Origin of the sequence: Streptomyces sp. A2-16, assembly GCF_018128905.1 — a bacterium.
GTDB lineage: Bacteria > Actinomycetota > Actinomycetes > Streptomycetales > Streptomycetaceae > Streptomyces.
On sequence record NZ_CP063808.1, the window covers coordinates 1,372,010 to 1,384,793 of the forward strand.

Here is a 12,784-nt window from a genome sequence, read left to right on the forward strand (position 1 = left end):
TGCTGGTGAGCGAGGGGGAGAGGCACACGGGGCCGGACCGGGCAGGCGGGCGTGCGGGCGGCCGGTGGGGCGGGGCGGGTGAGGGGCCGGCTGGAGCGGTGCGCTCTTTCCGGTGGGGCGGGACGGGTGAGGGGTCCGCTGGGGCGGTGCGTCTTCTCCGGCGGGCCGGGAACCACCGCTTCCGCGTTCCGTCCGTGCGGCGGCCCGCGTGTCTTTCGGTGCGCCCCCGGCCTTCCCGTCCGCGGCCCTTCGGTCTCCTCGGCGGCGCCCCTTCGGTCTTCCCGCCCGCGTCCCTCGGCCTTCCAGGCGGTGGTCCTGCCGGACGCGCGGCCGCTCTCGGCGAGCGGACCACGGTGCCGCCGGGACCCCGGTGGGGACCCGTGCCTCGGCCGTGGGGGTGTGTTCCGGTGGCGGTCGCAGGTGCCGTCGTCCGCCGCGCCACCCCTCTCCCGCCCCAGCCCCCTTGTCCCCCCGCACCGCGGGGCCGCGTCGCGTCGCGCCCCGATCCGAAGCCGAGGTGAGTCGCCGTGCTGCTCGAAGTGCGTGATCTGCAGGTGGAGTTCAGGACCAGGGACGGGGTGGCCAAGGCGGTCAACGGGGTCGACTACGCGGTGGACGCGGGCGAGACCCTCGCCGTGCTCGGGGAGTCCGGGTCGGGGAAGTCGGTGACCGCGCAGGCGATCATGGGGATCCTCGACATGCCTCCGGGAAGGATCACCGGGGGCGAGATCGTGTTCCAGGGGCGGGACCTGCTGAAGCTCAAGGAGGACGAGCGGCGCAAGGTCCGGGGCGCCGAGATGGCGATGATCTTCCAGGACGCGCTCTCCTCCCTCAACCCCGTGCTCTCCGTCGGCGACCAGCTCGGCGAGATGTTCGTGGTGCATCGGGGCATGTCGAAGAAGGAAGCGCGGGCGAAGGCCGTCGAGCTGATGGACCACGTCCGGATCCCGGCCGCCAAGGAACGGGTCAAGGACTACCCGCACCAGTTCTCCGGCGGCATGCGCCAACGCATCATGATCGCGATGGCGCTCGCCCTGGAACCCGCGCTGATCATCGCCGACGAACCGACCACCGCGCTGGACGTCACCGTCCAGGCCCAGGTCATGGACCTGCTCGCCGAGCTCCAGCGTGAGTACAACATGGGGCTCATCCTCATCACCCACGACCTCGGTGTGGTCGCGGACGTGGCCGACCGGATCGCCGTCATGTACGCCGGGCGGATCGTCGAGCAGGCCCCCGTCCACGACATCTACAAGGCGCCGGCCCACCCCTACACGCGCGGACTCCTCGACTCCATCCCCCGTCTCGACCAGAAGGGGCAGGAGCTGTACGCGATCAAGGGACTGCCGCCCAACCTGACGAACATCCCGCCGGGTTGCGCGTTCAACCCCCGCTGCCCGATGGCCCGGGACGTGTGCCGGACGGACGTACCGCCCCTGTACGACGTTGACGACAGGCGGACGAGTGCCTGTCACTTCTGGACGGAGTGCCTCAATGGTTGAGCCGATCCTGGAAGTGGGTGGACTGGTCAAGCACTACCCGGTGACCCAGGGCATTGTGTTCAAGAAGCAGGTCGGTGCCGTCAAGGCCGTCGACGGTGTCGACTTCACCCTCGACAAGGGCGAGACCCTCGGCATCGTCGGGGAGTCGGGCTGCGGCAAGTCGACCGTCGCCAAGATGCTCGTCAACCTCGAGCGCCCGACACGGGGATTGATCAAGTACAAGGGCGAGGACATCACCAAGCTCTCCGGCAAGGCGCTGAAGTCGGTCCGCCGCAACATCCAGATGGTGTTCCAGGACCCCTACACCTCGCTCAACCCCCGTATGACGGTCGGCGACATCATCGGGGAGCCCTACGACATCCACCCCGAGGTGGCACCCAAGGGCGACCGCCGCAGGAAGGTCCAGGACCTGCTGGACGTCGTCGGCCTCAACCCCGAGTACATCAACCGCTATCCGCACCAGTTCTCCGGCGGGCAGCGCCAGCGCATCGGCATCGCGCGCGGGCTGGCCCTGCGCCCCGAGGTCATCGTCGCCGACGAACCGGTCTCCGCCCTCGACGTCTCCGTCCAGGCCCAGGTGATCAACCTCCTGGACCGGCTCCAGTCCGAGTTCGAGCTGTCGTACCTCTTCATCGCGCACGACCTGTCGATCGTCCGTCACATCTCGGACCGGGTCGGGGTGATGTACCTCGGGCGGATCGTCGAGATCGGCCGGGACACCGAGATCTACGACCATCCGACGCATCCGTACACCCAGGCGCTGCTCTCCGCCGTGCCGGTGCCCGACCCGGAGGCCCGCGAGCACCGTGAGCGGATCATCCTCGTGGGTGACGTGCCGTCCCCGATGAACATCCCGTCCGGCTGCCGCTTCCGCACCCGCTGCTGGAAGGCGCAGGAGCGCTGCGCGCTGGAGGTGCCGGCGCTCGCGGTGCCGGCGGAGTTCCGGCTCGCGGACGGACCGGCCGCGCACGACTCGGCGTGCCACTTCGCAGAGGAGAAGCAGGTGGTGCCGACCGAGGCGCCGGAGTAACACGGAGGCAACTTGGCTGACCCGGTTCCGATATACGGACGCGTCAGTCTCTAGAGCGTACGGCCGTGCGGGTGCCGTAAACGGGCCGGGAGGCGCCATGTCCTCCCGGCCCGTTGCCGTGCCTAGGCCAGCCCCAACGACCGCTTCAGGAAGTCCAGCTGAAGCCGCAGCAGGTTCTCCGCGACCGTCTCCTGCGGGGTCATGTGGGTCACCCCGGACAGCGGCAGCACCTCGTGCGGGCGGCCCGCGGCCAGCAGGGCCGAGGACAGGCGCAGGGAGTGGGCGACCACCACGTTGTCGTCCGCGAGACCATGGATGATCATCATCGGGCGGTGCGGCTCGGCCGCGTCGACCAGGCCCTCGTCGTCGACCAGCGAGTTGCGGCGGTAGACCTCCGGCTGTTCGTCCGGGTGGCCGAGGTAGCGCTCCTGGTAGTGGGTGTCGTACAGGCGCAGGTCGGTGACCGGGGCGCCGACCACCGCCGCGTGGAAGACGTCCGGGCGGCGCAGCGCTCCGAGGGCGGCCAGATAGCCGCCGAAGGACCAGCCGCGGATCGCGACCCGGGAGAGGTCCAGGGGGAAGTCCTCGGCGAGCGCCTGCAGCGCGTCGACCTGGTCCTGGAGGACCACCGCCGCGAGGTCGTCGCGGACCGCCTTCTCCCAGGCGGGAGAGCGGCCCGGGGTGCCCCGGCCGTCGGCCACGACCACCGCGAAACCCTGATCGGCGAACCACTGCGAGGTGAGGTACGCGTTGCGCGCGTGGACCACCCGCTGCCCGTGCGGACCCCCGTACGGGTCCAGCAAAACCGGAAGGGGGCTGTCACCGGCGTAGTCCTGCGGCATAAGCACGGCGCACGGGATCTTTCGTGCGCCCCCCTCGATGAGCGTCACGCGCGGGGTCAAACCGGGATCTTCCGCATATGACGTGACAGTCGCCGCCTCCTTGCCGTCCCGCAGCACCCGCGCGCGGGCCCCCGGCCGGTCGAGGGCCGCCGACACCAGTACGGTCACGCCCCCGGCGCGCACCGCCGAGTGCACGCCGGGCTCCTGCGACACGCGCTCCACTCCGAGCTCGTTCACCCGATAGACGTGCACCTCGCCGATTTCCGGCGCCTCGGCCTCCGTGCCGGCCGACGCCGAGACCAGCACGTCGTCCCCGGCCACGTCCAGCACCGCGCGGACGTGCAACTGCGGTCCGGTGAGCGGGCGTTCGCCGACCGCCAGCACCCTCGCGCCCCCCTCGTCCGCGATCCGCACGAGCCGGCCCGAGGGGCTCCAGCAGGGCACTCCAGGGAAAAGATCCAGCCAAGTTGGATCTTCGTCCGCGTGCACCATCCGGGTCGCACCGGACTCCGGGTCCACCGCGAGATACAGCTGACTGCGCTGGTCGCGCGCCTGTACGAGCAGCAGCGGGGCACCCGCGGCTGACCAGTGCACATGGGCCAGATACGGATAGCGCACACGGTCCCAGGAGACCTCCGTGCGCGAGCCGTCCAGGGCGATCACGAACAGCCGTACCTCCGCGTTGGGGGTGCCCGCGGCCGGGTACCGGACGTGTTGTGGATCACGCTCCGGGTGGGCCGGATCGGAGATCCACCAGCGCCGCACCGGCGTGTCGTCCACGCGCGCGACCAGCAGCCGGTCCGACCGGGGCGACCACCAGAAGCCCCGCGTGCGGCCCATCTCCTCGGCCGCGACGAACTCCGCCAGCCCGTAGGTGACTTGATCCGACTCCGGAGCGACGAGCGCCCGGTCCCCCTCGCCCTCGGCGCCCACGACCCGCAGGGCGCCCTGGGCGACGTACGCCACGTGCCGTCCGTCGGGGGACGGACGGGGGTCGATCACCGGTCCGGGGACGGGCAGTTCACGTGCCGTTCCGGCCCGCAGCTCCGCCGTGAAAAGCCGCCCTGACAAGGCGAAAGAGGCCAACTCGACGGCCGTGTCGGTGGCGTAGCCGACGATGCCGGCACCGCCCTCACGGCTGCGCTCGCGGCGCGCCCGCTCCTCGGGCGAGAGACGCTCCTCGGTGCCCCCCAGAAGGGCGCGCGGGTCGGCCGCCACGCGCTCCCCGCCGTCCGGCATGTCGAGCACCCACAGCGAATTGGCCCGGTTCGTGCCGGAGTTCGAGCGCAGGAACACGACACGCGATCCGTCGGGCGCCACGGTGAACGCGCGCGGCGCGCCGAGCGTGAAGCGCTGGGTACGGGCGTGCCGGCGGGGAAAGGAGTCAGGCTCGGTCGTCATGCCCCGACCATATTGGCCATGCGCCCCCTTGTGCGGCCGTGCGCCGACGGATGCGCAGGCCCGGATAGTTATGATCACTACCGCATAGTGGGTATGAATCCGCTGGCTGCTGTATGGATTTATCTGCCCCCCTGGTCCGACCCCCCGCGCTCTTGGGATCTTTGGAGGTGAGCCGCCGTGGCACTCTCAATTTCGGCGGTAGTGCTGCTGGCGATCATCGTCTTCTTGTTGGTGAAGAAGTCGGGACTGAAGGGCGGGCACGCCGTCGTGTGCATCCTGCTCGGCTTCTATCTCGCCGCCTCTTCGATCGCACCGACGATCAGCGAGCTGACGACCAACATCGCGGGCATGATCGGCAGTATCAAGTTCTGACACCGGCTGAGCGGGTCTGTCGGTGGCTCCTCGTAAGGTGGGGCCATGACGGAACAGCCCGCTCGGCGTCTTCTCCTGGTGCACGCGCACCCGGACGACGAGTCGATCAACAACGGCGCGACCATGGCCAGGTACGCGGCCGAGGGCGCCCGGGTGACCCTGGTCACCTGCACCCTCGGCGAGCTCGGCGAGGTCATCCCGCCCGGGCTGCGGCACCTGACCGGCGTCGCCCTCGGCGAGCACAGGCGCGGCGAGCTCACCGCGGCCATGCGTGAGCTCGGCGTCGCGGACTTCCGCCTGCTCGGCGGCGCCGGGCGCTACCAGGACTCCGGAATGATGGGCCTCCCGGAGAACGACGACCCCGCCTGCCTCTGGCAGGCCGACGTCGACGAGGCGGCCCGCCATCTCGTCGAGGTGATCCTCGAGGTGCGCCCCCAGGTCCTCGTCACCTACGACGAGCACGGCGGATACGGCCACCCCGACCACATCCAGGCCCACCGCGTCGCCATGCGCGCCGTCGAGCTCGCCGCCGACGCCGGATGGGAGATCCTCAAGGTCTACTGGAACCGCGTACCGCGCGCGGTCGGCGAGCGCGCCTTCGCACAGCTCCACCAGGACCTGCCCGGCCTCCCCTTCGCCAAGACCGCCGTCCTCGACGACGTACCGGGCGTGGTGGACGACGAGCGGATCACCACGGAGATCGACGGCTCGGCGTACGCCGCCGCCAAGAGCGCCGCGATGGCCGCGCACGCGACCCAGATCGACGTCTCCGGGGCGTACTTCGCACTCTCCAACGAACTCGCGCAACCTCTCTTCACCACCGAGTACTACGAATTGGTGAGAGGGGAACCCGGGGACACCAGGGAGACCGACCTGTTCTCCGGGATCGAGGGCGCGTCATGAGCGACCGAACGTCGATGCTGGCCCAGCCCCTGCAGCGCCCTTCCGCCGGCCGGGCCGCCGCCTACCTCGGGCTTTTCTTGCTGGGTGCGGTGGTGGGGATCGCCGGGGCCCTGGTGCAGGCCGGCTGGTTCCCGGGCGGGCTGCTCCTCGCGCTGCTCGGCGAGGCCGGGCTGCTGCTCGGCGGGGCACGCGCCGCAGGCAGTCGCGCCGGAGCCGTCGCGCCCGCCGGCGGCTGGATGGTCGCCGTCATCTTCCTCACCGCCAGCCGTCCGGAGGGCGACTTCGTCTTCGCGGCGGGAAGCGGCTCCTATCTCTTCCTGCTCGGCGGCATGGCTGTGGCTGTGATCTGCGCCACCCTTGGGCTGGGGCGGCAACCGGGCGGCGACCCCGTCCGACTTGGCAAGTGACGTACCACTTCTCCGCATCGCGCGCGTGCGAGTCCCGTGTGGGTTTCCCCGGCGGTCGTGGGATACCGGCCAGAAGTGGCCAGTATGGTGGTGCGCGCCGCCGACGCCCGAAGCAGTGAGGTCGAAACGGGCGGCGGAGCCAACCGGGAGAACCTGCCTTGAGTCGTGAAACTGACAGTCCGTCCTCCGGGCCCAACGGGCGCGGCGGAGCCGCCTACCCCTCGGGCACGCCGCCGTACGGGACGCCTCAGGTGTCCGACGGCGGTCCGGACGCGGGCCGTTCGGCCGCGCAGCCGGAGGAGCGCAAGACCGAGACCACGCTGACGACCCGGATCCGGATCAACATCCCCGGTTCGCGGCCCATTCCGCCGGTCGTCGTGCGTCAGCCCGTCGCCGAGACGGAGAGTTCCGTCGACAGCGGTCCCGAGGCCGAGGCACCGGCGCCGAGTCCCTCCTCGACCACCGGCACGTACGAACTGCCCGGCGAACCGGCACCGCCCGCCGCCGAGGAGAAGGCGAGCGACTGGTTCGCGCCCCGCAAGTCCGGTCCCGCCAAGGGCGGTCAGGGCGGCGGCGCCACCAACGGGGCCGGTCTGCCCGGCGGTTCGGGCGCGGGAGCGCCGGGTGCCGCTGCGGCCGGTGCTGCCGGTGCCGCGGGCGGTGCGCGTCCGGGTGCCGGTGGTCCTCCCGGTGCGTCCGGCCCCCGTCACGGCGGTTCCGGTCCGGCCGCGTCCGGTGGGGCGCGTCCCGGGGCCGGGCGTCCCGGAGGCGTGGTCGGCTCCATGAGCGTGCCGGGCGGCTCCCGCTCCGGCGCCACGAACGGCGCCGGACTTCCGGGTGCCACGGGCGGCCCGGTGGCCCCCGGCCACGGCGGCGGTACGGGCTCCTTCGACGTCACCGAGGCGCTCAACGGCGGCCAGCGCGGCAGCGAACCCCGCCGCGACGAGCTGCCCTACTTCGCCGAGAACGGCAACGGCCCCGGCGGCCCGAACGCGGAGAACGGCCAGGGCGGTTTCCCCGGCCAGGGCGGCCAGGGCGGACAGGACACCCTGAACGGCCAGGGCGGCTTCGGCGCACAGGCCGGCCACGGCGGCGGTCCCGGCGGACAGAACGGTCAGATCGACTACGGCGGCCAGGGCGGCCAGATCGACTACGGCGGCGGCTTCGGCGGACCGCGGGGCCCCGGCGGCCCGGGCGGCCCCCAGGGTCCCGCCGGCCCGACCGGCGGCCCGGTCACCGGCGACGGCCCGGTCGTACCGCCCGCCGGCCCCGACCCCTTCGCCGGGGCCGAGTCCTTCGGCGGCGAATCGTTCAACGGCCCCGACGGCTTCGGCGGCCAGGGCGGTCCCGGCGGCGGCACCCGCGGCCCCGGTGGCCCGGGCGGCACCCGCGGCCCGGGCGGTTCCGGCGCTCCCGGCACCCTCGGCGGCCCGGGCGGTCCCGGAATCTCCGGCGGCCTCGCGGGCCCCGGTGCCCCGGGCGGTCCCGGCGGTCAGCCCGGCCAGGCGGCCCAGGGCGGTCCCGGCACGCTAGGTCGCCCGGGCGGCCCCGGCGCCCCCGGTCCCGGCGGTGCGCCCGGCGCGGGCTTCGGCCCCGGTGGCGGTCTGAGCGACGACACCGCGATCCTCACCCCGCAGAAGCCGGCCCCCGGCCCGGGCGCGCCCGGCTACGGCACCCCGGACAACGTCTCCGGGCACACCGTCACCAGCGGCATGCCGGTCGTCCCGTCCGACGCCCAGAACGCCCCCCTCGGCCAGGGCACCGACGGCCGTACGCCCCCGAAGCTGCCCGACACCGCGTCGCAGGGGGCCCCGGCCGCCTCGTCGAAGAAGAAGAAAAGGAAGGGCCGCAGCAAGCTGGCGATGGTCGGCGGCACCGTGGTCCTCCTCGGCGTCGGTGCCTACGGCGCCGGTCTGCTGATGAACCGCTCCGACGTGCCCAAGGGCACCACCGTGCTCGGCGTGGACATCGGCGGCGGCACCCGCGACGACGCCGTCAAGAAGCTCGACGACGCCTTCCAGGGCCGCGTCAACCAGGCGCTGAAGCTGTCGGTCGGCGGTGACACCGTCTCCCTCAAGCCGGACCAGGCCGGGCTCCAGCTCGACGAGCAGGCCACGGTCGCCGCGGCCGCGAAGAGCGACTACAACCCGGTCTCCGTCATCGGCTCCCTGTTCGGCAACCACCGGGTCGTCGACCCGGTCATGCCGGTCGACGAGGAGAAGCTGCAGGCAGCCCTGGAGGACGCCTCGGGCGGCGCCGGATCGGCGACCGACGGCACGATCAAGTTCGTCAACGGCAAGGCCGTCGCCGTGTACGGCAAGGCCGGCAAGGGCATCGACGTCGCCCGGTCGACCACCGCGGTCGAGGAGGCGTACCGCACCCAGGTGGAGACCGGCACCGCCGGCTCGGTCACGCTCCCGACGACCACCAAGCAGCCGTCGGTCTCGAACGCCGAGGTCGACCGGATGATGAAGGAGTTCGCGGAGCCCGCGATGTCCGAGCGCGTCACGATCAAGACCGACGCGGCGCACAGCATCGACTTCGGGTCGGTGTCCCTGCCGAAGATCCTCGGGTTCAAGGCGGTCGGCGGCAAGCTCGTGGAGACGTACAACCTCGAGGCGCTCAAGGAGGCGTACGGCGCCACCTTCGTCGGTGTGAAGATCGACGGCGCGAGCGGCAAGCGTGACGTGCTTCCGCAGGACGTCGCCTCGGCGCTCGGCAAGGCGCTGCGCGGCAAGACGCCGGCGGACCGCGTCGTGGTCATCGACACGAACCCGAGCTGAGCGCCCACGCAGGAGCGGAGACCGCACCGGAGTGCCGCCCGACATGACATCTGTCATGCGGCACTCCGGACGGCCGACACTGCCCGCGGCCCCACCCGCGAAGCCACCATGGCCGTATGACAACGACAGCCCCGGTGGTCGCCTTCGACCAGGTGAGCAAGGCGTACGGCGAGGTACGCGCCGTGGACGGACTGACCCTGACCCTGCGGCCGGGGGAGACCGTGGCCTTGCTCGGCCCCAACGGCGCCGGCAAGTCGACCTCCCTCGATCTGCTGCTCGGCCTCAAGCAGCCCGACAGCGGCAGCGTCCGGCTCTTCGGCACCAGCCCGCGTGAGGCGATCGTCGCCGGGCGCGTCGGCGCGATGCTCCAGAGCGGCGGGCTGATGGACGAGGTCACGGTCGCCGAGCTGGTTCGGCTCGCCTGCGACCTGCACCCGAAGCCGTACAAAGCGAACGACGTCCTCGCCCGCGCGGGCATCGCCCAGATCGCCGACCGCAGGGTCAACAAGCTCTCCGGCGGCCAGGCCCAGCGGGTCCGCTTCGCCCTCGCGACCGCCGGCGACAGCGACCTGATCGTCCTGGACGAACCGACCACCGGCATGGACGTCACCACCCGGCAGGCCTTCTGGGCCACCATGCGCGAACAGGCCGACCAGGGCCGTACGGTCCTGTTCGCCACCCACTACCTCGAAGAGGCCGACGCCATCGCCGACCGGGTGCTGGTCCTGCACCGGGGCCGCCTGCTGGCCGACGGCACCGCCGCCGAGATCAAGGCCAAGGCGGGTGCCCGCAGGATCGCCTTCGACCTGGAGGGCACGATCGACGAGGCCGCGCTGCGGAACCTGCCGTTCCTGAGCGCGGTCGACATCTCCGGCCAGACCGTCCGCATCCAGTCCACCGACGCCGACGCGACCGTGCACGCCCTCTACGGCCTCGGCGTCTACCCCCGCAACCTCGAAGTCGCCGGCCTCGGTCTGGAGCAGGCCTTCGTCGCCATCACCGCCGCCGAGGAGGCGAAGTCCAGGTGAACAGCCTGATCAAGCTGGAACTCACCCGCGCCCTGCGCAACCGCAAGTTCCTGTTCTTCTCGGTGATGTACCCCTCGCTGCTGTTCCTGATCATCGCGGGCAACGCCGACAGCACCACGAAGGTCGACGGCACGGGCCTGACCCTGCCGACCTACATGATGGTCTCGATGGCCTCCTTCGGCGCCCTGACCGCCGTCCTGATGGGCAACAGCGAGCGCATCGCCAAGGAGCGCGAGGGCGGCTGGGTACGGCAGTTGCGGCTGACCCCGCTGCCGGGACGCGGCTACGTGTTCGCGAAGACGGCGAGCGCGGCCGTGGTGAGCCTGCCCTCGATCGTGGTCGTGTTCGTCGTCGCCGCGGTCGTGAAGGACGTACGCCTGGACGCCTGGCAGTGGCTCGCCCTCACCGGCGCGATCTGGGCCGGAAGCCTCGTCTTCGCCGCGCTCGGCGTCGCCATCGGCTACCTCGCCACCGGGGACGCGGTCCGCCCGATCACGATGATCACCTACTTCGGCCTGTCGATGCTGGGCGGCCTGTGGATGCCCACGACGACCTTCCCGCAGTGGCTCCAGGACATCGCCAAGTGGCTGCCCACGCACGCGTACGCTGCCCTCGGGCAGGCCATCGAGCAGAGCCGCGCCCCGCATGGACAGGACATCGCCATCCTGGCCGTCTCCTTCGCCCTGTTCGCGGGCGGCGCGGCCTGGCTGTACCGGAAGGACACGTTGAAGGCGTGAGCGGCACCGGCGTCGGCATCGGGCAGCGCCCGGAGACCCGCAAGCAGATGACGGTCAAGATGCTGTGGACGGGCATCTGGCTGGTCTACCTGAGCGCACCCGTCTCGGACCTCCTGCACGGCGGCCACGGGGTCGTGGCCGTCGTCCTCGGCTGGCTCGGCCTCGCGGGCTTCGTCGGCTGGTACCTGGCCCTGCTGTTCAGGACCGGCCGCCGCAACGCCGAGAGCTTCGTGCTCACCTCGCTCGCGGTCCTCTCGGCCGAGTCGACCCTGCTGGTCCTCACCCTGGGCCGCGAGTGGCTCGTCCTCTTCGTGTACGTGTCCATCGCGTCCGGCGCGGCCCTGCCGCTGCGGCTCGCCCGCTGGACCATCCCCGCCGCGTCCGCCCTGATGGCGGGCCTGGCCCTGCTCGTCACCGACGGCACGGAGTACATCGGCGCGCTGCTCATCCCGGCCCTGCTCGGCGGGTTCGCGATGACGGGCGTCCGCGAACTCGTCCGCACGACCATCGAGTTGCGGGAGGCGCGGGCGCGGGTCGCCCAGCTCGCCGCCAACGAGGAACGCCTGCGCCTGGCCAGGGACCTGCACGACCTCCTCGGCCACTCCCTGTCCCTCATCACCCTCAAGAGCGAGCTGGCCGGCCGGATGCTGCCCGCCCACCCCGACAAGGCGGCCCAGCAGGTCGCCGACATCGAACAGGTCAGCCGGCAGGCCCTGGTGGACGTCCGCGAGGCCGTCTCCGGCTACCGCCGCGCCCGCCTGGCCGCGGAACTCGCGGGTGCCCAGGTCGCGTTGACGGCCGCCGGAGTCACCGCCACGCTGCCGGCCGAACCCGATCTCACCGGCGTCCCCGAGGAGAGCGAGTCGGCCCTCGCCTGGGCGCTGCGCGAGGCGGTCACCAACGTCGTACGGCACAGCGGCGCCCGCGGCTGCACGGTGGAGCTGCTGCACCGCCAGACCCTCGACGGGCCGAGGCTCGAACTCACCGTCGAGGACGACGGATCGGGCGGTGCGGGCAACGCTCCCGGCAACGGCCTGACCGGTCTGACCGAACGCCTGGAGAAGGCCGGCGGCACGCTGGAGGCCGCCGGTACCCGGCACGGTTTCCGGCTGGTCGCCCGTGTGCCGGCCGGTTCCGCGGCCGACGTAGGATCCGCTTCATGACGAGCCGCACGATCAAGGTCCTGCTCGCCGAGGACCAGTCGATGGTCCGCGAGGCCCTGGCCGCCCTGCTCGGCCTGGAGGAGGACATCGAGGTCGTCGCCCAGGTGGCCCGCGGCGACGAGGTGCTGGCGGCGGCCCGCGCCCACGACATCGACGTGGCCCTCATGGACATCGAGATGCCGGGCGCCACGGGCATAGAGGCGGCGGCCCTGCTCCACAAGGAACTCCCGGCGGTCAAGCTGGTCATCCTCACGACCTTCGGCCGCCCCGGCTACCTCCGCAGCGCGATGGAGTCGGGCGCCGACGCCTTCCTGGTCAAGGACGCCCCCGCGGCCCAACTGGCGGACGCCGTGCGCAAGGTGCTGGCGGGGGAGCGGGTCATCGACCCCACCCTGGCGGCGGCCGCGCTGGCGGAGGGCGCGAACCCGCTGACGGACCGCGAGCGCGAGGTCCTGCGAGCGGCGGCCGACGGCTCGACGAACGCCGAACTGGCAGCGGCCCTGCACCTGTCCCAGGGCACGGTCCGCAACTACCTCTCGACGGCGATCCAGAAGCTGGCGGTGCGGAACAGGGCCGAGGCGGTACGGATCGCGCGGGAGAAGGGCTGGCTGTAGGG

The 12,784-nt window shown here is 72.1% G+C and carries 11 protein-coding genes; 10 read left to right on the plus strand and 1 reads right to left on the minus strand.

The window, feature by feature from the left end:
• Nucleotides 1-527 precede the first annotated feature (527 nt).
• Nucleotides 528-1,502 carry an ABC transporter ATP-binding protein gene (locus tag IOD14_RS06430; RefSeq protein ID WP_123991459.1) on the plus strand — a complete coding sequence of 325 codons (975 nt, stop codon included), beginning with the start codon at nt 528-530 and terminating at the stop codon, nt 1,500-1,502.
• The gene (locus IOD14_RS06435; protein ID WP_123991460.1) at nt 1,495-2,532 is read left to right on the plus strand and encodes a dipeptide ABC transporter ATP-binding protein; all 1,038 of its coding nucleotides are present in this window, start codon (nt 1,495-1,497) and stop codon (nt 2,530-2,532) included. The genes IOD14_RS06430 and IOD14_RS06435 overlap by 8 nt, the downstream gene beginning before the upstream one ends.
• Nucleotides 2,533-2,654: 122 nt before the next feature.
• Here the strand turns inward: IOD14_RS06435 and IOD14_RS06440 are convergent, their stop codons facing one another.
• Nucleotides 2,655-4,775 (minus strand): prolyl oligopeptidase family serine peptidase, encoded by a 2,121-nt coding sequence (locus IOD14_RS06440; RefSeq protein WP_123991461.1) that lies wholly within the window; start codon nt 4,773-4,775, stop codon nt 2,655-2,657.
• Between the two features lie 177 nt (nt 4,776-4,952).
• Between IOD14_RS06440 and IOD14_RS06445 the strand changes: the two genes are divergently transcribed.
• From IOD14_RS06445 to IOD14_RS06480, 8 genes are all read left to right on the plus strand, one after another.
• Complete coding sequence (locus IOD14_RS06445) at nt 4,953-5,147, plus strand: hypothetical protein (RefSeq protein ID WP_007384493.1); 195 nt, start codon at nt 4,953-4,955, stop codon at nt 5,145-5,147.
• A 45-nt stretch (nt 5,148-5,192) separates the two neighbouring features.
• The gene (gene mshB / locus IOD14_RS06450) at nt 5,193-6,050 is read left to right on the plus strand and encodes an N-acetyl-1-D-myo-inositol-2-amino-2-deoxy-alpha-D-glucopyranoside deacetylase (RefSeq protein WP_123991462.1); all 858 of its coding nucleotides are present in this window, start codon (nt 5,193-5,195) and stop codon (nt 6,048-6,050) included.
• Nucleotides 6,047-6,457: a DUF6113 family protein gene (locus IOD14_RS06455; protein WP_123991463.1), complete on the plus strand. Its 411-nt coding sequence runs from the start codon at nt 6,047-6,049 to the stop codon at nt 6,455-6,457. Before mshB ends, IOD14_RS06455 begins: the two co-directional genes overlap by 4 nt.
• Nucleotides 6,458-6,615: 158 nt before the next feature.
• Complete coding sequence (locus tag IOD14_RS06460; protein ID WP_212669851.1) at nt 6,616-9,240, plus strand: hypothetical protein; 2,625 nt, start codon at nt 6,616-6,618, stop codon at nt 9,238-9,240.
• 116 nt (nt 9,241-9,356) lie between these two features.
• Nucleotides 9,357-10,268 carry an ABC transporter ATP-binding protein gene (locus tag IOD14_RS06465; protein ID WP_212669852.1) on the plus strand — a complete coding sequence of 304 codons (912 nt, stop codon included), beginning with the start codon at nt 9,357-9,359 and terminating at the stop codon, nt 10,266-10,268.
• Nucleotides 10,265-11,005, plus strand: a complete 741-nt coding sequence (locus IOD14_RS06470; protein ID WP_123991466.1) for an ABC transporter permease — start codon at nt 10,265-10,267, stop codon at nt 11,003-11,005. Before IOD14_RS06465 ends, IOD14_RS06470 begins: the two co-directional genes overlap by 4 nt.
• Nucleotides 11,002-12,168 (plus strand): histidine kinase, encoded by a 1,167-nt coding sequence (locus tag IOD14_RS06475; RefSeq protein ID WP_174269226.1) that lies wholly within the window; start codon nt 11,002-11,004, stop codon nt 12,166-12,168. The genes IOD14_RS06470 and IOD14_RS06475 overlap by 4 nt, the downstream gene beginning before the upstream one ends.
• Nucleotides 12,165-12,782, plus strand: coding sequence for a response regulator transcription factor (locus IOD14_RS06480; protein ID WP_123991467.1), 618 nt, complete (start codon nt 12,165-12,167; stop codon nt 12,780-12,782). The genes IOD14_RS06475 and IOD14_RS06480 overlap by 4 nt, the downstream gene beginning before the upstream one ends.
• Nucleotides 12,783-12,784 lie beyond the last annotated feature (2 nt).

Excerpts from the sequence above, each read along its gene's own strand:
- IOD14_RS06465 (WP_212669852.1), top strand. The coding sequence starts at position 9,357 with ATGACAACGACAGCCCCGGTGGTCGCCTTCGACCAGGTGAGCAAGGCG.
- IOD14_RS06435 (WP_123991460.1), top strand. The coding sequence starts at position 1,495 with ATGGTTGAGCCGATCCTGGAAGTGGGTGGACTGGTCAAGCACTACCCG.
- IOD14_RS06480 (WP_123991467.1), top strand. The coding sequence starts at position 12,165 with ATGACGAGCCGCACGATCAAGGTCCTGCTCGCCGAGGACCAGTCGATG.
- IOD14_RS06440 (WP_123991461.1), bottom strand. The coding sequence starts at position 4,775 with ATGACGACCGAGCCTGACTCCTTTCCCCGCCGGCACGCCCGTACCCAG.
- IOD14_RS06455 (WP_123991463.1), top strand. The coding sequence starts at position 6,047 with ATGAGCGACCGAACGTCGATGCTGGCCCAGCCCCTGCAGCGCCCTTCC.
- mshB (WP_123991462.1), top strand. The coding sequence starts at position 5,193 with ATGACGGAACAGCCCGCTCGGCGTCTTCTCCTGGTGCACGCGCACCCG.